Raw genomic sequence first — 21,140 nt, 5'->3', positions numbered from 1 at the left:
CGTTGAGCGGATTTTTTTATTTCTTCTTTTTATAAAGCGGAACAGTGCTACACGCTTCACCAAACATTAACGAACTTACAATTGGTTGTAAACGTTCAATCAACTGAATATAAGCTGATTCTGGTACAGGTTTGTGAGAGCAACCTTTCACAATTATTTTTCCATCAACATAATCTTCATAAGGCAAATGATCTACAATTTCTGTGTACAAAATCGTATCCAAATCTTGTAAACTTCCATGTACAATTCGTTTCGCAATTGGCGACAAATAGGTTGCGACCAACAAATAAGCCCAAGACGGAACAATCGCATCCGCAGTACACGTTAACGCTACATATTTATCTTGATATTGTGTCCAATCATGATTTTTCAGATTTTCTCTAAAATCCTTTTCTCTAAGAATCAATTCTTCATATAACCAATCTTTCAAGTCAAAAACAACACGATCTCCATCAGGGTAATAATCCTGTAAATCAATTGTTACTAAACTACTATTGGCAACTTTATTTATAATTTCGTCTGACATTTTTCTTTGTTTGAAAGAGTAAATTTACGCAATAAAAAACATTGAAATCTACTCCACTTATAGATTTCTCCTATCTTTGTAAGAAGAAAAATGATTTCCATTGAAATACTATATCATTGCAGGTGAAGCTTCGGGCGATTTGCACGCATCGAACTTAATGAAAAAATTAAAATTAAAAGATCCACAAGCTGAATTCAGATTTTGGGGAGGCGATTTGATGCAAGCGCAAGGCGGAACTTTGGTCAAACATTACAGAGATTTGGCGTTTATGGGTTTTGCTGAAGTTGTAATGAATTTGAGAACGATTTTAGGAAATATTTCTGTTGCCAAAAAAGATATCGAAACCTATAAACCAGATGCCGTTATTCTAGTTGATTATCCTGGTTTTAATCTCAGAATTGCTGAATTTGTAAAAGGTCTTGGAATTAAAGTTTACTATTATATTTCCCCACAAATTTGGGCTTGGAAAACTGGTCGAGTTCATAAAATCAAAAAAGTTGTCGACAAAATGTTTGTGATTCTTCCTTTCGAAGAAGAATTTTATCAACGTTACGATTACAAAGTAGATTTTGTTGGAAATCCATTATTAGACTCGTTGAATAATCTTCCGCCAATTGATGAACAACAATTTAGAAAAGATCATAATTTAGACGAAAGACCAATTATTGCTTTACTTCCCGGAAGTCGAACACAAGAAATTAAAGTCAAATTACCTTTGATGCTTTCAGTGGAAAAAGATTTTCCCGATTATCAATTTGTTGTGGCTGGTGCACCATCTCAACCAATCGAAAATTATAAAAAAATTGCAGGCAACAACTTGAAAATTGTTGAGAATAGAACCTATGATTTATTACGAGTTTCTCATGCAGCCTTGGTTACATCAGGAACAGCAACATTAGAAACTGCTTTACTGAAAGTTCCAGAAGTTGTTTGTTACAAAGGAAATGCTATTTCGTACGAAATCGGAAAACGTGTTGTAAAAAACATTCGTTTTATTTCGTTGGTAAACTTGATTATGGACGAAGAAGTAGTGAAAGAGTTAATTCAATATGATTTAACTTACGAAAATATCAAACGAGAATTAGATTTAATTTTAAATTCTCCTAAACGTGAAAAAATCATGAAAAGCTACGAAGAATTGTATCATAAACTTGGTGGAATTGGCGCTTCAGAAAGAACCGCTTCACTAATTACTGAGGACTTAAAAAAATAATTAAAAAAAAGTAAAAGTTTGACGCAACCTTTTATTGTTTTTTTAATCTTGTAAGCTATAGATGTCATTCAGATCTAATTATTAAAATGTTTCAGGATTGACTTAATTAAAGTTTACACCTATTCTAACAAAGTAATCCTCTTGATTTTCAAGGGGTTTTCTTATTCTATATATTAATTTCTTATTCTTTCACGCAACCTTTTCTAAAATCTATATCTTATTTTTATAACGATTAAAACTCATACAATGAAATTAATGAAAAGATTAAGCATGTTTGCTTTGGTAGGTATTTTAGGTTTATCAACATTTAGTTGTTTAAATAATGATGACTCAGATTATATGAATTATGGTTTTTTAGCAACAACGGCAATTAATGTTCATGAAGACTCTATTCAGCCAGTAGGAAAAACTACAAATATTCGAGTAACGTACGAAAAAACAAATTCTTGTCAAAATTTTATTCAATTTAGCTCTTTACAAGGAAGTACAACTTTTAAACACAACATTGGTGTTTATGCAAGTCAAAGTAATGGAAACTGCACGCAAAATACTTCGTACGAAACAAAAACTTTGAAGTTTACACCTAAAGAAGCTGGTGAGTACACATTAAGATTTTGGACGGGAAATAAACCAAATTCAACTGAACCAATTTATGACTCAATTGTGTTAAATATCAAAGAAAAATAAAGTCCAATAAGTTTTGAATAGTGACTCTCTTGAAATTTTAATCAAGCAATGTCAAGAACAAAATAGAAAAGCTCAAGAAGAAATTTATGTTGAGTTTTCACCTGTTTTGTTCTCGATCTGTCTTCGTTATGCCGAAAATTATGAAGATGCGCAAGATATTTTTCAAGAGGGTTTTATTCATATCTTCAATAAAATAAATCAATTCAAATTCGAAGGATCTTTTGAAGGTTGGATGAAACGGATAATGGTAAATCTTAATTTAGAAAAACTAAAAAAGAAGAATAATTTACCTTTTGAAGATTTCGAAAATCTCATTATCACACAGGAAGATGACGACGAAGTTGAAGAAGATTTTGATTATCAACAGTTGTTAGAAGCCGTTCATAATCTTCCACCACAATATAGGCAAGTTTTTAACCTCTACGTTTTTGAAGAATATTCGCACCAAGAAATTGCAGAAATGCTGACCATTTCGGTTGGAACTTCAAAATCAAACTTATCAAGAGCACGAAATTTATTAAAACAAAAACTCAATCAATTAAAAACTGTCACAGAAGATGAACAAATTTGATCAACATATTAAAGATAAACTCTCGCAACCACAACTTCCTCCTTTGGATGCTTGGAAAAATATTCAGGAGAAATTAGACGAGAAAGAAAAGAAAAAACGAATCATTCCTTTATTTTATTGGATTGGTTCTACTGCGGCATGTTTAGTTGTGGGAATTTCTATCTATTATTTTAATCAAAATGATACAATTAACGTTAATCATACTCCGACTAATGAAGTTGTAAAAACGAAATCGACTTCTAAAGAATCTATCAAAAAAGATTGGAATAATATTGAACATACAAATGAAAAGTCTTTTGATAATAAGATTGTTTCTTCTGTAAAAAAATCTTCTAAATCAAATCAAAAAACAATTCAAAGTTCAAGTTCATATTTTGAAAATATAATTGGAGAATCAACTTTATTTTCGAATACAATTCCAAATCAAAAAGAAGATAAAACACTAGAATTATCTCAAAAGAATTCAACTCAAAAAGATAATTTTGTACAAAATAATTCTTCAATCAATCCAAAAAATGAAGTTTCTGAAAAAGAAACTAATCCTAAAATTTTAGAAGAAAAACCATTAGAATTAGTTCTTCAAGAAGAGGAAAAAAAGAAAGAGAAAGTAGAAATCAAACAGAAATCTCCACTTCTGACGATTTCTTCGTACATCAATCCAACAAAAGTGTTAGAATCAAAATCTATTTTAGCAAATGAATTTAATGATTACAACATCAAAAATAACATTACAGTTGCTTATGGCGCAAAAGTTTCTGTTCGATTAAATGATAAGATAAATGTTCGTTCGGGAATTGCAAAAGTTGAGTTGGAACAAAATACAACCAATATAAATTCGGGAATCAATACAGGTGTTTATGCACTTTCTGCAAGCATGCCAAAATCATCTAACAATATCACATATCATTCGAATATTCGAGTTGTAGGTGATAATACATCACATACGACAATGACCATGTTGTCTTCTGAAACCAATACTATGGAACAAAAAGTTCATTACATCGAAGTTCCATTAGAAATTGAATATAAACTGGCAAGTTTTGATAAATTCAATATTCTAGCAATAGCGGGAGGAAGTTATTTTGCTGTAACGAAAAATTCTATTTCATTAGCTGATACTAATACAAGATCAAATTATAAATTAGGCGAAGCAAATAACTTAAATAATTCGAGTTATAGCGCTAACGCTGGAGTTAAGTTAGAGTATAATTTATCAAATAAATCAAGTATAAATTTGGAACCAAATTATAGATATATGCTAAATCCATTGAAAAATGTAGATGCTAAAAATCCTTCTTTATTAGGATTGAATATAGGTTTTTCAATTAAATTTTAACAAAAAAAGACGAAGATTATTCTTCGCCTTTGTTATTGTTTAATTTGATTACAATTGTATTATTTTCTTCAGTCATATCCACTTTGGCTTCCTCAAAAGTTGGCTCACGCAAAATAGGATCTAAATTCTTAGAAAAACCATACGGTTCTTTACGCACACCCAAAAAACTTTTATCAAGCTGTTTATTATTGTTCGTATCCAAATACACTTTTACCGCATAAAATGTTGGCTCAATATCTTTAAAAACCGTTTCATACTTGTCTATATCAGCAACTGGAACGTACAATTTTTTGAATGCATTTTGACCTTTTGTATAATTTTCTACATTTCTATAAAACTCTATAGCCAAATTTCCTTTCATTTTCTTAAGGTTTGTGATTGATAGTTTTACATCAATTTGAGCCATTGCCATTTGAGTAAAAAATAACACAATTAATATAAGAATCTTCTTCATTTTTTTATTTTTTTAATCAATTCATTTACAAATAATTAAAACCTACTATTTGTAAAAAAATTTATAAATTATTAGGATGAAAAAGTATCTCTTTTTTACCCTAACAATTTGTTTCTCAATCGGAATAATTTTATCCGAATTATTAATTCCTGCTACAAATTTACGAATTATATTTTTTTCATTAATTATTCTACTTTTTATCTCTTTGTTAAAAAATAATAATCGTCAAAATATAATCACTTTTTTAGGCATTTCGATGATTTTAGGCTATTATATTCATCAAAATTATAATAGACATTCAAAAATTGATTTCGAATCTGTTTCGAGAATTCATTTACTAAAAGTCGTTTATAGTTCTAATTCTACCGAAAAATATACCAATTACGTTGTAAAAGATATTGAAACGAATGAGCAAATTTTACTTCATATCAAACCTCAACAACAAATTTTATATCCCAATGATGAAATCATAATTTTAGGAGAAAAAAGAGAAATCCAAAAACCGTTAAATCCATATCAATTTGATTATAAACGTTTCTTAAACAGAAAACGAATTTATTCTCAAATCTTTACAAATGAAATTATTTCTATTCACAAAGAAGGAAATGGATTTCGAAATTGGGTTGCCAAATCGAAAGTCAAGATTCGAAAAGAACTAACAGAACAAGGTTATTCCCTTGAAAGTAGAGCGATTATTTCGTCTATGCTTTTGGGTGATAGAACGGAGCTTTCGCAAGAACTCAATCAAAGTTATGTAGCAACAGGAGTTGTGCATATTTTATCCATTTCTGGTTTACATGTGATGATGATTTACATGATTTTACAATTCATTTTACAACCATTATTAAAGCTAAAACAAGGTCGGAAAATTAGAATAATTATTAGCTTAATATTTATCTGGATCTTTGCTTTTTATGTCGAATTACAACCGCCAGTTTTTCGTTCTGCGTTGATGATTACCATTTATTATATTAGCGAATTACTCAACCGACCAAAAAATATTTTCCACACACTTTCACTTTCTGCTTTTATCATTCTAGTTTTTCAACCTAATTATTTGTTTGATGTTGGCTTTCAATTGAGTTTTTCAGCGGTCTTTTTCATTGTTTGGCTCAATCCAATTTTTGAGTATTATTGGAAAGTTAAAAATAGTTTCCTGAAGAAAATCAAGATTATGATTGAAACAAGTTTATCTGCTCAATTAGGAACTTTACCAATTTCGGTCTTGTATTTTAATCAATTTTCAGGATTGTTTTTATTTGGAAATTTAGTCTTGATTCCTGCTTCCTTTTTTATGATTTGTGGCGGTATAATTAGCATTCTTCTCATCATTTTTGATCTTAATATTCCAATCTATACGTGGATTTTCAATCATTTTATCTATTACTCAAATCAATATATTTATTGGTTAGCGAACTTCAAGTTTATTGCAAAAGATGTTTACATCAGTTTATTTACCGCGATTTTGATTGGCGTTATTTTATATGCATCAAAACCATTATTCCTAAAAAAATCTAAACTAGCATTATTTGTTTGTTTAATTTCTTTATTTCTAATTGAATCTGAACGATATTATCAAGTTTATCAACTCAATCATTCGAATGAATTGATCGTTTTTAATCAATATAAAAATAGTATTATCGGAATAAGAAATCAACGAAGTTTAGCAATTTTAAGTGAAAATCCTTTGGATGAAAAAACATATAATTTTACTATTAAACCTTATAAAATTCACGAAAGAATAAAAGATGTTAGTTTCTACTCTTATGATTCAGACTTTAAACATCAACATTTTATCAAACATCCAAATTCTATTGAAACGAAGTCATTTAAGCTCTTATTAAATGAAGAACATTCTGATATTCCTTTTTATGTGTTAATTCATCAATCAAGGCTTTATCCTTTCGAAAATAATGAAAATTTAAAAAGGGTAATTGCTGATGCCAGCAACTACCCTTCTATTGTTACAGAACTCGAAAAAACTTCTGATTCTGTTTTATGGAAAACCTCTCAACAAGGTTATTTCTCGATTAAATTTTGATATCGTTTATGAAATCTGTTGAACTACGATAACCCAAAACGACTTTGTTGATATCTCCTTTTCCGTTCATCAAAACAGTTGCAGGATAACTCAATTGTCCGTTTGTAAAGGCATATGCCATATAATTCGCTTTAGCAGGCGCAATATATGTATACTGAATTCCCATAAATTTTACCATATCCTTTGTTTCTGCATCAAATTTTACCGCAATATAATTTTTGTTTACATAATCTGCGACTTTATTATCTGTAAAAGTTTCTTTGTCCAAACGCTTACAGAATCCACACCAAGTTGTATAAAAATTAATCAATACAGGTTTTTCTGGATGTGCTTTTATTTCCTTTGTTGCTTCGTCTAATGATAACCATTTAATTTCTTGTCCGAAAAGAAATGATGATAAAATTAGGGCAGCGATTGCTAAGCTTGATTTCATAAATTTCAATCTTTATTATTTAACTCCGTGCATCAATTTCTTCATAACTGGATTTAATGCGATAACGATTAAACCTGCTACAATTGGTACAATTGTAAAAATTAAGAAGAAAGTTGATAACGAATATTCTTTTGTAATATTTTCGATTTGACCTCCTAAAATGGCTGCCAATTTGTTACCAATTGCAATTGCAAGGTACCACATTCCGAACATAAATGCAATCATACGTGCTGGAACTAATTTTGATACGTACGAAAGTCCAACTGGAGATAAACAGAGCTCGCCCAATGTATGGAACAAATAAGCTAATACTAACCAGATGATAGAAACGCGAACGCCTTCTGAAATTCCGTAAGAACCGAAAGCTAAGAATCCGAATCCGATTGCCATAATGATTAATCCTAAACCATATTTTACAGAAGCTGATGGGTTGTATTTAGAATCCCAAACACGAGAAACTAATGAAGCTAATGCAATGATGAAGAAAGAGTTTAATGTAGAGAACCAAGAAACGGTAATTTCTACTTGAGAATCTTTAATCTCTGCTACTTTCGCAGGAACAACTTCAGATGGTTTGTTTTGATTTTTATATTCAGTATCTAATTTCACTAAACTTTCTGGAGAAACTAATACAAATTTGTCTCCTTCTTTGTGAATGCTAATATCTGAACCTTTTGTTAAAGCGTCTTGAGAAGCTAAATTAATTGTTTCAGTAACAATTTTATCTGTAGAATTTGCAACATAAGAAGCCGTAACTGGTGTTTTATCAAAAACAGGTTGACCTTCTTCGTTCATCACTTGTTTACCAGAGTCGTCTAATTTAGCCGTTTCAATTGCTTGGTAAGAAACATCGTAAGAGTGAGAAGTCCAGTTATAGTTTAACATCCAAATTGCAGCAGCCCAAATTCCTAAGAAAGTAAACGCTAAAACAACATTAGATAAAGCCGCTTTTTTAAATGTTTGTTTTGCTAATAAAATCAATACATACGAGATGAACAATAATGGAACAACTGTTAATAATGTATTGAAAACATTGAATGCCATTGCAGCACCTCCAATCAAGTTACGTTCTGTATTATCACGCGCAAAGATTACCAATGATGTAGCTCCTTGCTCGAAAGACATCCAGAAGAAGATAACGAAGAATGCAAAGATAATTACCGCAATCATACGGTCACGAACTACTTTTGTATAATTTGCCAAACGACGAATTACCACAAAAAAGAACAAGAATAATGCTACTAAAATAACAACATTTTGTCCTGATAAACCTCCGATAGAGAATGGGAATAAGTTAATTCCACCAATTGCATTTAACGGATCATTGAACGCATAGCCTAATCCTAAAAGCGTCATAATAACGATTAAGATTTGATCTAAAACTGTAAAAGGATTTGGTTTTTCTCCTGGTTCGTATTTTGGTGTATCATCGTCAGCCGTAATTTGATTTCCTGTTTTAGAAGGAACCTCACCAATATGCCCAAATAATGGTTTTGCTAACCAGAATTGTAATGTACCTAATAACATGAAGATACCAGCTAAACCGAATCCCCAGTGCCATCCTACTTTTTCTGCTAAGAATCCACACAACATCATTCCGAAGAATGCACCAGCGTTAACTCCCATGTAGAAAATTGTATAAGCACCATCCTTTTTCTCAGGAAAGTCTTTGTACATTTCTGATAAGATAGATGTCATATTTGGTTTGAAGAATCCTGTTCCAATAACCAAACACGCCAATCCTAAATATAAAAAGATAGGTGTATCAAAAGCCATGAATGCGTGACCAAGAGTCATAATAATCGCACCAATTACTACTGCCCAACGATAACCTATGTATTTGTCGGCAATAATCCCTCCAAAGATGGGCGTAATGTAAAGTAACATTGCGTATGTTCCATATAAAGCGGTTGCTTTTTCTATAGACCATTCCCAACCTGGATTTAACCCAATAACTGCAGCTGTTAAAAACTGAATTAATAAAACGCGCATTCCGTAGAATGAAAAACGCTCCCACATCTCTGTAAAGAAAAGCACGAACAATCCCGACGGGTGTCCAAGTACTTTTGAATCAAAGAAATTTTCCGATTTTGAACTCATGTTTGTTTGTTAAAAGTATATCTTAAAAGTTATTTTACGTCTTGCATTAATTTGCGAATAAATGGAGACAATACGATGACAATAACACCTGCAACTAAAGAGTAAATTGCCAATTGTTGATAACCATCTGTATATGCCATTAATTTATCTGTTAAAGATGCTGTTGGACTAGGATCTGACATTCCAGCTCCTAAGATTCCTGCTAGATATTGTCCGTAAGCAGATGCTAAGAACCATAATCCCATCATCATTCCTCCTAAGTGTTTTGGAGATAATTTTGTTACCATTGATAATCCAATTGGTGATAAACACAACTCTGCAATTGTAACTGCAAAATATGCTAATGCAAATATTTCTAATGATGATAATCCATTTTCGTCAGCAAAGAATCTTAATGAATAGAAGATATAATAAGCCCCTGCTAACATCAAGAAAGCTAAACCAAATTTTACAACTGTATTTGGCTCAATTTTCTTTTTCGCCATCCATAACCAAACTAATCCCAATAAAGGTGAGAAAATAATAACATACAATGAGTTTGCACTATTATTTACAATATTTGGATCTAATGGAACGCTAAATAAAGTTGAATGTAAGTTTTTGTTTGCAAACAAAGCTAAAGAACCTCCTGCTTGCTCAAAAATTGCAAAGAATAAAATAGAGAAAGTAATCATGATAAAAGCAGCGATAAACTTACTTTTTTCTTTAGAATTTGGTATTTTATATAATTGAATTAAATAATAAATAATAGCCAATGGTCCTACAGTAAACATAAACATATCTGTGTATGCTGTATTATGAATCATGATAAAAATTAAAGGAATACAAACCAATGCTCCTACATATACAGCTACTTCTCTAATTAATCTTTTCTTAGGATCCATCTTTTCTAATGGAGAATCTCCGATTGGTCCTAACTCGTTACGGATAAATAAGAATAAAACAACTCCAATTATCATTACGATACCAGCCGCTAAGAAAGCATAATTCCAACCAACTTGTTTACCTAAATAAACACATACGATACCTCCTAAAAATGCACCTATGTTAATCCCTGAATAAAATAAACCGAATCCGGCATCACGTCTTGGATCATCTGCTTTGTACAGTTCTCCAACCATCGAAGAAATATTTGGTTTGAAAAAACCTGTTCCAATAATACTTAATGTAATTCCGTAAAAGAAAAATTGATGAGGATCTGTTGCAATTAATAAGTTTCCTGCAATCATTACCAACCCTCCGAAGACTAATGATTTTTTGAACCCTAAGATTCTATCTGCAAAAATACCTCCAATAAAAGTAAATGCGTAAACAAAAGCTTGGATTGCTCCATATTTTAAATTTGATTCAGCATCCGTTAAACCCAACATATCTACCATAAAAATGGCAAGAACTCCTCTCATTCCGTAAAAGCAGAAACGCTCCCACATTTCTACCATAAACAAATGCCAAAGCTGTTTTGGGTATTTCCCTTCAAAGTTTTGAATTTGCTCTAAAGTTAATTTTTGACTCATAATTTCTTTAACTAAGCACTAATATATCATTTAGATTTTATTAGCAATCAACGAAAATAAAAAAAACCTCCGACAATGCAGAGGTTTTTTTTATTTAATGTATGATTTTTTCAATTTGAATAATGTTTTATCTTATTCATTGGCGTATTCTAATAAATACAGCTTTTTTCTTACAAATTCTTCTTGATAAAGTTTGTCATTTTTCGGTAAAGCTGAATACGCGTATTCCCACCATAAATCCCATGATCTTTATCGGTATAAATTGCCATATCAAAATCTTTGTTCGCTTGTACCAACGCTTCCGATAATTCGAATGTGTTTTGTGGATGTACATTATCATCAGCAGAACCAGAAATTAATAAGAAATTACCTTTCAACTCATTTGCATAATTAATTGGTGAATTATCGTCATAACCAGCCGCATTTTCTTCTGGAGTACGCATAAAACGCTCTGTATAAACAGAATCATAATAACGCCAATTCGTTACAGGAGCAACTGCAATTGCCGCTTTGAACACATCATTTCCTTTGAATAATACATTCGAAGCCATGAATCCTCCGTAAGACCAACCCCAAATTCCAATACGCGATTTGTTCACATAAGGTAATTTACCAATCTCTTTTGCCGCAGCAATTTGATCTTCTACCTCATATTTTCCTAATTGTAAATACGTTTGTTTCTTGAAAGCTTCTCCTTTGTATCCCGTTCCACGACCGTCAACACAGAAAACAATGTAACCTTCTTGCGCCAACATCATGTGCCAATAATCATTCGTGTTGAAATACGCATTATTTACATTCTGAGAACCTGGTCCAGAATATTGATACATCAAAACTGGATATTTTTTGGTTGGATCAAAGTTTTTTGGTTTGATTACGTAAGCATTTAATTCGTTTCCTGCTGTCGTTTTCAACACAAATAATTCTTTTGTTCCAATATTATCTGTAGTCAATTTATCTTTTAAAGAAGTATTGTCAACGATAACACCCAAATCTTTTCCAGATTTAGATTCAACCAAACTAATTGTTTTTGGAGTTGTTGTATTCGAAAAAGTATTAATGAAATACGTAAAATTCTTACTGAAAGCAGCCGAATTTGTTCCATTATTTTTCGTCAACATTGTTGTTTTCTTACCATCTAAACTAACCGAAGAAATTTGTCTTTCTGTCGAAATACGTTTTCCATTATTCGAGTTAGATTGATAATAAAGTGTTTTATTACCAGGATTATATCCGTAGTAATTCGTTACTTCCCAATCTCCTTTCGTCACTTGGTTAATTAGCTTTCCGCTATCTGCATAATGGTAAATATGGTTATTTCCATCGCGCTCAGAAGTCCATAAGAACGAATTATCTGCTAAAAACTCTAACGTTAAATTATCCGTTTCTATCCACGCTTTATTTGTTTCAGTAAATAATTTATTTACTTTTTTCGTGTTGATATCATAAAACGAAACATCTACATTATTTTGATGACGGTTAGACGTTACAACCGTTAATAAATTCGCTTTTGTAGAGAACTTAATTTTAGGAATATAATAATTCTGAACTCCGCCTAAATTAACATTTGCAGTTGAGTTATTCTTCGTATCAAAAACATGTAACGAAACTTCCGAATTGTCTTGTCCTGCTTTTGGATATTTGTAACGTAATTCTTGTGGATAAAGATTATTGTGGTAAATCGGAATATTAATTTCTTTGACTTTCGATTCGTCAAAACGAACATAAGCCAAAGACGTTCCATCAGCATTCCAATCAAAATTTCTTACGAAACCAAACTCTTCTTCATAAACCCAATCGTTGATCCCGTTGATAATATTATTCTTTTTACCATCCGTTGTAACTTGAATTACCTTGTTCGATTTTAAGTCTTGAATGTATAAATTATTCTCAAAAGCAAAAGCTACCTTAGAAGCATCTGGCGAAAACAAAGGCTCTTGAATTCCTTTTCCATCAAATAACAATACTTTCGATTTTGTTTGTGTATCATACACTTCAAACTTTGCTGTAAACGAATGGCGATAAATTTGGTGCGAATTAGTTTGCAATAAAACGTAACGCTCATCAGAACTAAATTCATAACCTTCAAACTTTCCAGGAACGACAACTACATCAGAAGTCTGACCTTTTTTCAATGTCGATTCATACGAACGTTTTACCAATCCGTCTTTTGTCAGAATAGTATAATTTTCTCCATCGTTCAATGAGTTCACACCGTACAAAGAATTTTCGCGGTATTTTCCGCCATATATCCCTTCAATGGTTATTTGTTGTGCATAAGAATAAGCACCCATCGCAAGGATAGCCAAACTTAAAATAAATTTTTTCATATTAATTTTCTAATCATGTGAGTTCAAACAATCAAATATAAACAATTCTATTTTCTCAAATAACACATTTCCTCGAATAATCCATTATAATCGTTCATATAAACGAAAAACTCTTCACTATTTTATATTTTAAACAATTTACAGATAATCGTATTTCATCATTTTTATCAAGAATATTATTAATTCAATCAAAACAATTTAAAATAATCAAATATTTGTAATATAATCATTTAAACAATACAAATTACATTTTTCACAAAAAGTGACCACAAATGTCCGGTTTTGTCCACATTTGTCCACTTCTGTCCTCCAGTATTTTTATCAACAATATGTTTTAGTTAATTGAAACTCCTATACAAACCTCTGTATATCTATGTTTCACATCATATCGAAAAATAGCTCATTTTACTCTTGTTCGACCATCGTTCGACCTTTGTTCGACCGTCCTTCGACGAACTTGCGGAAAAATGCACCTTTGCGAGGACAATGGTCGAAGAACTGTCGAAGAAAACACGAATAAACTCTATAGAGAGTTATAAAAAAAATAATAACGTTGCAGTAAAAAATTAGTACGAAAGAAAAATAATTTTGTCTGATATGAATACCTTCACTCAACGATTAAATGCTTCTTTCAGAGCATTTTAAATTACAAACTTGTTTGTTCAAAACTGCACTCTCACAATATCAAAGTTTTAAGCCATTTAAAAGAGGTGTATAATAATGATTATGTTTAATAGTCTTATATTAATAAATACATAGAAAATTATCCTTTTTTAATTACTTAAATAGATGATTTTTCTAATTTATACTTATTGTTTTTTTTCTTAAAAAAATCTTTATATCATTGTTAGAACCTAATCGTTAGGACAATTAAAAATCAATTTTAAAATTTATTACTATGAAAAAATTTACTTTATTAAGTCTTACTTTATTATTAACAACAAGTTCTTTTATATCATCTTGTAGTAATGATGATGACTCATTTAAAAAAAATGAAATAATAAATAAAGAATTCTCTACATCAACTTTTGTAGATAAAATAAGTAACGGTTCTGTTTCTTTATTAAGTGAGAAATCTATCTCTTTAAATAAGAAGATTTCTAATAAAAATAATCAAAACGAATATGACAATAATGGTGTAGAGATTATTTTAAAAAATGCTAATAATACAATAGTTAAAGTAACTACTTTTAAAAACTTAAAAAATGAAAATCAATTTCTATCAATTGTTGAAAATCAAGACCAAAAGAAGTATATAGAGTACGTTCAAAATATAGACTCTAATGATAATGTATTAAATTACAACCTATTAGAAAAATCGGATAATATAATTCAAAGTAGAGATGGAAGAAGTTGGTGGCAATGTATGGGAGATGGTTTTCAAAATAGAGATTTCGCTACAACCGTAGGTATTTTAGGTGCTGCTGGTGGTGCTGGGTGTGTTGCCTGTGGTATAGCAGGTGGTGCTATTGTCGGTGTTTTAGCTTTAGGATGTTTGGGATAAAATTATGTTGAATAATATTTCTAAATTTATATCTTCTACAATTCTACTATTGTTAATTTATTTTAATTTTAGAGAAAATTTATATATAAAAATTTTATGTGTAATAATTTTTATTATTTCTGTTATTTTTTTTTTAAAAAAAATCTTTTGTAATAAAGATCATTTATAGAGCATTGCTTGCCAATGCTATTAATTCTATATTATAATTTCTTATTGTTTTAATATTTTCACTAAAAATAATCTTATTTTTTCACCTTTCGTAGAATGACCTAATAATAATTCAAAAAATATCTATAACACCTTTTATGTTAAGTAAAAGGTGTTTTTTATATTTTAGAATATCAATTTTGAAGTGGATATTTTCTTCAAAAAGTTATAGTACAATAACTAATTCTATATTTATTGTGTTTAACCAAATCCTCTACTCTACTAAATCGTTAAAAATTAATCAAAAAACAGAAGAAGTATCTTATAACATTCAAAACGTTTGTACTTTTGTCTTATAAAAAAAATATCCAATATGAAGCATCAAGCAGTAGAAGGTTTTTCGAAATTATCGAAAGAAGGAAAAATTGAATGGGTTGTCAATGAATATTTGAATGGCGATGAAAAAGCAATTCAAATCATGAAACAATATTGGAATGATGATGCAGATTTACAAAAACTGCACGACGAGTTTTCAGAAAATACAGTTTCTAATTTCTATATGCCGTTTGGTTTAGCACCAAACTTTTTAATCAACGACGAATTATATGCCATTCCAATGGCTGTTGAAGAGTCGTCTGTTGTTGCTGCGGCTTCTAAAGCGGCGAAATTTTGGCAAACACGTGGTGGTTTCAAAACAACAATTTTATCCACAACAAAATTGGGTCACGTTCATTTTATGTACGAAGGTGACAAAGAAAAGTTGCAAAATGCATTTGAAACAACGATTAAAAATCAATTAATCGAAACGACAAATGATATCACAAAAAACATGCGTGCGCGTGGTGGTGGTATTTTAGCTTTGGAATTAATTGATAAAACTGCTGATTTAGAAAACTATTATCAAATAAAAGCGTCTTTCGAAACAATGGATTCGATGGGTGCAAACTTTATCAATTCTTGTTTAGAGCAATTTGCCAAAACATTACGCAACGAGATAGAAGCTGATTCTACTTTTACAGATGATGAAAAAGATTCTGTTCAAATCGTGATGTGTATTTTATCGAATTATACGCCAGATTGTATTGTTCGTGCAGAAGTTTCTTGTCCAGTAGAGCAATTAGCCGAAGGAAATGTAACCTCAGAAGAGTTTGTAGAAAAGTTTTCGCGCGCTGTTCGCATTGCAGAAATAGAACCATATCGTGCAACAACACACAACAAAGGAATTATGAACGGAATTGATGCGGTTGTGATTGCAACAGGTAACGATTTCCGTGCTGTAGAAGCTTGTGCGCATACATATGCGGCGAAAGATGGACAGTATTCTTCATTAACGCATTGCGAAGTGAAAGATGGAATTTTCCGTTTTTGGATTGATTTACCAACTGCGCTTGGTACAATTGGTGGATTGACAGCTTTGCATCCGTTAGTAAAATTAGCAATGGGAATTCTTGGGAAACCGAATGCTAAAGAATTGATGGGATTTGTTGCTGTTGCTGGTTTAGCGCAAAACTTTGGTGCATTACGTTCTTTGGTTACAACTGGAATTCAGAAAGGTCACATGAAAATGCACTTAATGAATATCTTGAATCAGTTAGAAGCAACTGAAGAAGAAAAGAAATATTTTGTCAATTATTTTAAAGATAAAACGGTTTCTCATCACAATGTTATCGAAGAGTTTTGCAGATTACGTGGTGTAAAAAATGTAGAAGAGATCAAAAAAGAGAAATAAAAATGAACTTTTTAAAATCAAACTTATTCATAATAGTATTTGTAATGATAAATTATTGTCAAGCACAAATAGCAAAAACTTGTGATGATTTTAAGAATATAATTGTAATTGATAAAATTTCAGATAATCAATATTCTAAAATAGTATTTGATAAGAAATATCACACAGAATTTACATCAGAAAATAAATCTGAATATATTAAATCTAAGATTGATTACAATAAAGTAAATCCGTGTGTTATTACTTTAGAAATTATTGAAGTTACAGATAAAAATTTTCCTTTTCCAATAGGAGAAAAAATGATTTTAGAATTAACGAATTTCGAAAATGATAATATTTCTTACGTTGCAAAAGTTAGAGATATTGAGCATCATGGAGTTTATAAAGTGTTATCTAAATTAGATTAAATATTTTATTCATGCGAATTTGGTCTGTTCATCCGAAATATCTCGATGCAAAAGGAATTGTAGCACTTTGGCGCGAAACGCTTTTGGCAAAAAATGTTTTGGAAGGCAATACAAAAGGTTATAAAAATCATCCGCAATTAACTCGTTTCAAGGCAATTGAAAAACCGCTTGAAGCGATTAATCAATATTTAGCAGAAGTTTGGGACGAAGCCACAAGACGAGGATATAATTTTGACCGAAATAAAATTGATTTTGATTTTACAAAGATTAAAATTGAGGTTACAACAGGTCAAATGCAATATGAATTCAACCATTTATTAAAGAAGTTAGAACAAAGAGATCCTGAGCGATTCAAACAATTTGAAAACCTTAAAATGGTTGATTGCGCGGAGATTTTTGAAGTAAAAGAAGGAGAGATAGAAAAATGGGAGATCATTTCTTAGAAGAATATTTTGCGAAAGCAAAAGAAAAACAACGCGAACACAAAAAGTTTTTGGAGAAGTTGAAGAAGAAACCGCCTAAAAACTTGGATCAGAAAATGGAAGAAATTCACGAAGATGTTTTCAATCGTATTGATTGTCTTTCTTGCGCGAATTGTTGCAAAACAACTGGTCCACTTTTTACACAAAAAGATATTGAGCGTTTAGCGCATGTTTTTCGAATCAAACCAAGTCAATTTATTGATAAATATTTACGAATTGATGAAGATAACGACTACGTTTTGCAGCAAGTTCCTTGTCCGTTTTTGGATAGTGAAAATTATTGTTTGGTTTACGAAGATCGCCCGAAAGCTTGCCGTGAATATCCACATACAGATCGCAAAAAGTTTTATCAAATTAATCATCTTACCATAAAAAACACGCTAATTTGTCCTGCGACTTACGAAGTTGTAGAACAAATGCAGAAAGAAATAAAAGTATAAATGGAAACACCTCTAAAAATAATCGCATTTATTATGTTGATATTTCCGACAATTTATCAAGGAATTGCTGGATTTAGAACCAAAGATGCTACTGTTGTAAAAAAAATTGCTTGGCGCGCCGTTTTGATGCAAATCATGGGAACGCTTTTGGCTTATTTTATCTTCATAAAAATTGGTCAAGACAAACAAGTTGCCATTTATGTTGGCTTTATGTTTTTTACGTCGCTTGCAATTTTAGTCCTAATACAAAACATTTTGATTTACTTAAAAAATAATAGTAATAATTAAAACGTCGCTCTATGAGCGACGTTTTTTTAATATCATTAAGCTAATAAATTAACGTATTGTTCTGCTTTTTCGGTTAGTTTAGTTTTTACTTGATCATAATTTGAATCAAAAAAACTTCGTAATCTGAACTTTGATTTTTTGGTTTGAATAGTTAGAATTTGATTGCGATTCAAGCGAAAAATGTCTTCTTCTTCGTACAAATAATAAATTGCTCGATATGGAATTTCATCTTTTTTGAAAATTGTTCTGATTTCGAACGTTTCTTCTTTTAACGTAAATAAGGTCAAATTAAACGTTAAATCGTATAAAATAGACATCGATGCAAGTAAAGAAATCATGAAAACGCCAATGCGTAAAAAAGGTTCGTCTATCCAAAAATTTCCTCCAAACCAAAAAGCTTTGACAAACGTAAAGTTAACCATCATTAATAATAGAAAAATGATGACGAGAAGAAGTGTTTGCCAACTAAGTTTAGATTTTACCATCTGTTTAGATTTATACTAATTTACAATTTTTTTGAACAGATTTAGAAAATTTTTCTACAAATAAAAAACCTCAGATAAATCTGAGGTTCATTATATTTTAAAAATGTTATGTTATAAAATTTCAATACTAAAACTATGATTGAGATAATTGTTATAATCCAAGATTTATGCCAAACTGAATCATTTTACGATTATCAAATGTGTTATCTTTAAAATAATTGTTCAAATCTTTTCTTACAAAAACATCAATCAATCCTAAACCAATTGTTATTTCAGCTCCGTAGATAAAATTATTCACATTATAATTTCCACGTTCTTTGTTGCGAACACCATCTCCTTTGTAAATATTATTCGATGATAACAACGTTCCTCCATACATATACGCTGCGATATAGTGTTTTCCTTGCGGACGATATGCAAAATCATCGGTAATATTTTTGACTTTCGAAAAGTTGTATTTAAATCCAACCGGAACCATAAAATAGGCCGAACGCAATTTCGATTTATCTAACGATTTATCACTTTTTACCAAGCCAACATTTCCATTTTCATCACGATTAAAGCGCATATCATCGTCGATGCGATACGTTCTCCACGAAAATAATCCTCCTGCCAAAAAGTTAACAGGACTTGTTAACGATAATTGTCTTTCGTACATTAAACCTACTGTAATGTTGCTCGAAAACTTCTCGTGTTTGTTCAATTCCTCATCTTTTTTTCCTGTAAACGCCATGTATCCAAAAGAAGCATAACCATTAATTTGATTCGCAATTCGGTAACGTTTCGTCACATCTTGTTTCGTTTTTGGCGTAATTGGATCTTCGCCGTTCATAATCGAAAATGCAACTTGTTGTTTGATGATATCATCTAAATTGAAATTTACCTCCTGAATACGATCATTTATCGTTCCCGAATACACGCTCGCAATCGCTTCTTTCTTCGCTGTAGCCTCAGAAGCATTCAGTTTTCCTTCTGTTAATTCTTTGTCAACTGCCGCAATTTTCTTTTCCATTGCAGATTTTTCTTCCTGAACAATTTGACGAATCACTAACGTAAATTCGCTGATGCGATCTTTTACAATTGGACTGATTTTTTCTTCATTTTTATCATTCAAATCAAATGTAAATTTTTGAGCATATAGTGATGTAGCTGATAAGCATAATAATCCTGCTACGATAAGTTTTTTTATCATAATCTTGCTAATTTAGGGATATTAATGTTTTATTTGAAGCCGATAGAAACCACGCGCGATTGGTTTGACTCCTTTAGATTTTCTTTATTTTCGATCGAATACAACAACATATTTGGATCTACAAAATTCTTATTCTTTTTGTTCACTTTTACAGAATCTAATGTTGTGTTAGCTGCAATATTTTTCTTTGGTTGAGCTTCTGATTTTAAATCTTCTTTCTTCTCTACAATAGCTTCTTTCTTCGTTGGAAAAGCCATTTCAACTTGTTGAGATTCTTCGTTTATTGCCACTTGAACTTTACCATGTTGAATTGGTTTCTTCTCTTCTTGTGTCTGAATTTCAACTTCTTTTTTAGAAGAATCAATCTTTTCATTATTCGCTAAAATCGATTCTGAAGAATGAACTGTATTAGAGTCTGATTGAATTTGTTGCGGATTATTTTGTTCCTGATGATTTACAAATTCTTTTGGTTGATCATCTTTCGATTGATTCGAGAATAAATAAATTGATGTAGAAACCGTAAATAACGCCACAACCGCAGCAGACAACCACCATTTAAAATTTGATTTTTGTGGTGATGGAGCGACATCCATACGAGCTTGAATTCTGTCCCACGCATCATGAGAAGGATTCAATTCACGATTTTCTAAATCGTCTTTTATATAGTTTGATATTTTATCGTTGTTTTTCATTTGTCATTTTCTTTTTACTTAGAACAATTTCTTTCAGTTTTGCCTTTGCTCGAAACAATTGCGTTTTGCTGGTCGACACCGAAATATTCAGCATTTCTGAAATTTCTTGATGCGAATAATCTTCGAGAATATGAAGATTAAACACCAATCGATAAGGTTCTGAAAGTTGATCTAACACCTCTTGCACATTAAAATTTAACCACGTTTCCTCTACTTCTTCATCCGCTTCATCATAATTAGAAACTCTTACATCATCAACATAAATCAATGTTTTATTTGCACGTAAAAAAGTTAAACATTCGTTGACCATGATTCGACGCATCCAACCTTCGAAACTTCCTTTATTTTGAAATTTTTCGATATGATTAAAAACTTTACAAAAACCATTAATCATACAATCTTCTGCATAATGCATGTCTTCGATATAGCTTCTACAAACGCTCAACATCTTTTTGGAGCTTTGTTCGTAGAGTTCTTTTTGCGCCAAAGCATCGTTCTTTTTTAGTCGATCGACTAAAATTTCTTCTTTACTTTTTCGATTTAGTACAAATAATTTCACGTGTGTTAAT

Annotated in this window: 21 protein-coding genes; 11 read left to right on the top strand and 10 right to left on the bottom strand. The window is 30.8% G+C overall.

The features are described from left to right. Positions 1-16 precede the first annotated feature (16 nt). Positions 17-526: a DUF2480 family protein gene (locus B3J26_RS05130; protein WP_221855726.1), complete on the bottom strand. Its 510-nt coding sequence runs from the start codon at positions 524-526 to the stop codon at positions 17-19. A gap of 100 nt (positions 527-626) precedes the next feature. On the opposite strand from B3J26_RS05130, the gene lpxB reads away from it, so the two are divergent. The 4 genes from lpxB (at position 627) to B3J26_RS05110 (ending at position 4,333) form a co-directional block, all read left to right on the top strand. Beyond that, a complete protein-coding gene (gene lpxB, locus B3J26_RS05125) occupies positions 627-1,739 on the top strand; it encodes a lipid-A-disaccharide synthase (protein ID WP_291073569.1) in 1,113 nt (370 codons plus the stop codon). Positions 1,740-1,985: 246 nt separating this feature from the next. After that, positions 1,986-2,426: a hypothetical protein gene (locus B3J26_RS05120; protein WP_180905443.1), complete on the top strand. Its 441-nt coding sequence runs from the start codon at positions 1,986-1,988 to the stop codon at positions 2,424-2,426. 13 nt (positions 2,427-2,439) lie between these two features. Further along, positions 2,440-2,997, top strand: a complete 558-nt coding sequence (locus B3J26_RS05115; RefSeq protein WP_038333274.1) for an RNA polymerase sigma factor — start codon at positions 2,440-2,442, stop codon at positions 2,995-2,997. Then, the gene (locus B3J26_RS05110; RefSeq protein WP_291073567.1) at positions 2,984-4,333 is read left to right on the top strand and encodes a hypothetical protein; all 1,350 of its coding nucleotides are present in this window, start codon (positions 2,984-2,986) and stop codon (positions 4,331-4,333) included. Before B3J26_RS05115 ends, B3J26_RS05110 begins: the two co-directional genes overlap by 14 nt. Positions 4,334-4,349: 16 nt before the next feature. Here the strand turns inward: B3J26_RS05110 and B3J26_RS05105 are convergent, their stop codons facing one another. Continuing rightward, positions 4,350-4,787 (bottom strand): DUF2141 domain-containing protein, encoded by a 438-nt coding sequence (locus B3J26_RS05105; RefSeq protein ID WP_260391932.1) that lies wholly within the window; start codon positions 4,785-4,787, stop codon positions 4,350-4,352. Between the two features lie 76 nt (positions 4,788-4,863). Between B3J26_RS05105 and B3J26_RS05100 the strand changes: the two genes are divergently transcribed. Then, positions 4,864-6,828, top strand: coding sequence for a ComEC/Rec2 family competence protein (locus B3J26_RS05100; protein WP_291073566.1), 1,965 nt, complete (start codon positions 4,864-4,866; stop codon positions 6,826-6,828). Here the strand turns inward: B3J26_RS05100 and B3J26_RS05095 are convergent. From B3J26_RS05095 to B3J26_RS05080, 4 genes are all read right to left on the bottom strand, one after another. Continuing rightward, a complete protein-coding gene (locus B3J26_RS05095) occupies positions 6,818-7,261 on the bottom strand; it encodes a thioredoxin family protein (RefSeq protein ID WP_125348917.1) in 444 nt (147 codons plus the stop codon). The two genes, B3J26_RS05100 and B3J26_RS05095, sit on opposite strands and share 11 nt — an antisense overlap. Positions 7,262-7,276: 15 nt before the next feature. Continuing rightward, entirely contained in the window at positions 7,277-9,361 is a 2,085-nt protein-coding gene (locus tag B3J26_RS05090) for a peptide MFS transporter (RefSeq protein ID WP_180905446.1), read from the bottom strand. A gap of 29 nt (positions 9,362-9,390) precedes the next feature. Beyond that, positions 9,391-10,875, bottom strand: a complete 1,485-nt coding sequence (locus B3J26_RS05085) for a peptide MFS transporter (protein WP_291073565.1) — start codon at positions 10,873-10,875, stop codon at positions 9,391-9,393. A gap of 170 nt (positions 10,876-11,045) precedes the next feature. Next, positions 11,046-13,205, bottom strand: coding sequence for a S9 family peptidase (locus B3J26_RS05080; protein WP_291073564.1), 2,160 nt, complete (start codon positions 13,203-13,205; stop codon positions 11,046-11,048). Between the two features lie 898 nt (positions 13,206-14,103). Between B3J26_RS05080 and B3J26_RS05075 the strand changes: the two genes are divergently transcribed. The 6 genes from B3J26_RS05075 (at position 14,104) to B3J26_RS05050 (ending at position 18,202) form a co-directional block, all read left to right on the top strand. After that, positions 14,104-14,709: a hypothetical protein gene (locus B3J26_RS05075; RefSeq protein ID WP_291073563.1), complete on the top strand. Its 606-nt coding sequence runs from the start codon at positions 14,104-14,106 to the stop codon at positions 14,707-14,709. A gap of 502 nt (positions 14,710-15,211) precedes the next feature. Next, a complete protein-coding gene (locus tag B3J26_RS05070) occupies positions 15,212-16,585 on the top strand; it encodes a hydroxymethylglutaryl-CoA reductase, degradative (RefSeq protein WP_280049876.1) in 1,374 nt (457 codons plus the stop codon). 44 nt (positions 16,586-16,629) lie between these two features. Then, complete coding sequence (locus B3J26_RS05065) at positions 16,630-16,992, top strand: hypothetical protein (protein ID WP_286494965.1); 363 nt, start codon at positions 16,630-16,632, stop codon at positions 16,990-16,992. Between the two features lie 11 nt (positions 16,993-17,003). Then, positions 17,004-17,435 (top strand): pyrimidine dimer DNA glycosylase/endonuclease V, encoded by a 432-nt coding sequence (locus tag B3J26_RS05060; RefSeq protein ID WP_291073562.1) that lies wholly within the window; start codon positions 17,004-17,006, stop codon positions 17,433-17,435. After that, the gene (locus B3J26_RS05055) at positions 17,417-17,914 is read left to right on the top strand and encodes a YkgJ family cysteine cluster protein (protein WP_171623750.1); all 498 of its coding nucleotides are present in this window, start codon (positions 17,417-17,419) and stop codon (positions 17,912-17,914) included. The genes B3J26_RS05060 and B3J26_RS05055 overlap by 19 nt, the downstream gene beginning before the upstream one ends. Continuing rightward, the gene (locus tag B3J26_RS05050) at positions 17,915-18,202 is read left to right on the top strand and encodes a hypothetical protein (protein ID WP_125348911.1); all 288 of its coding nucleotides are present in this window, start codon (positions 17,915-17,917) and stop codon (positions 18,200-18,202) included. Between the two features lie 35 nt (positions 18,203-18,237). Here B3J26_RS05050 and B3J26_RS05045 read toward each other — a convergent pair whose 3' ends face one another. The 4 genes from B3J26_RS05045 to B3J26_RS05030 all read right to left on the bottom strand — a co-directional run bounded on the left by B3J26_RS05045 (position 18,238) and on the right by B3J26_RS05030 (position 21,130). Continuing rightward, positions 18,238-18,687, bottom strand: coding sequence for a hypothetical protein (locus B3J26_RS05045; protein ID WP_147280029.1), 450 nt, complete (start codon positions 18,685-18,687; stop codon positions 18,238-18,240). Positions 18,688-18,838: 151 nt separating this feature from the next. Next, entirely contained in the window at positions 18,839-19,879 is a 1,041-nt protein-coding gene (locus B3J26_RS05040) for a PorT family protein (protein ID WP_115002306.1), read from the bottom strand. A gap of 29 nt (positions 19,880-19,908) precedes the next feature. After that, on the bottom strand, positions 19,909-20,571 hold the full coding sequence (locus tag B3J26_RS05035; protein WP_115002304.1) for a hypothetical protein: 663 nt from the start codon (positions 20,569-20,571) through the stop codon (positions 19,909-19,911). Continuing rightward, complete coding sequence (locus tag B3J26_RS05030; RefSeq protein WP_115002302.1) at positions 20,555-21,130, bottom strand: RNA polymerase sigma factor; 576 nt, start codon at positions 21,128-21,130, stop codon at positions 20,555-20,557. Before B3J26_RS05030 ends, B3J26_RS05035 begins: the two co-directional genes overlap by 17 nt. Positions 21,131-21,140 lie beyond the last annotated feature (10 nt).

Source organism: Empedobacter sp. UBA5987 (assembly GCF_002429865.1).
In the GTDB taxonomy this organism is placed as follows: domain Bacteria; phylum Bacteroidota; class Bacteroidia; order Flavobacteriales; family Weeksellaceae; genus Empedobacter; species Empedobacter falsenii_B.
This window is presented reverse-complemented; position numbering and strand designations above follow the sequence as displayed.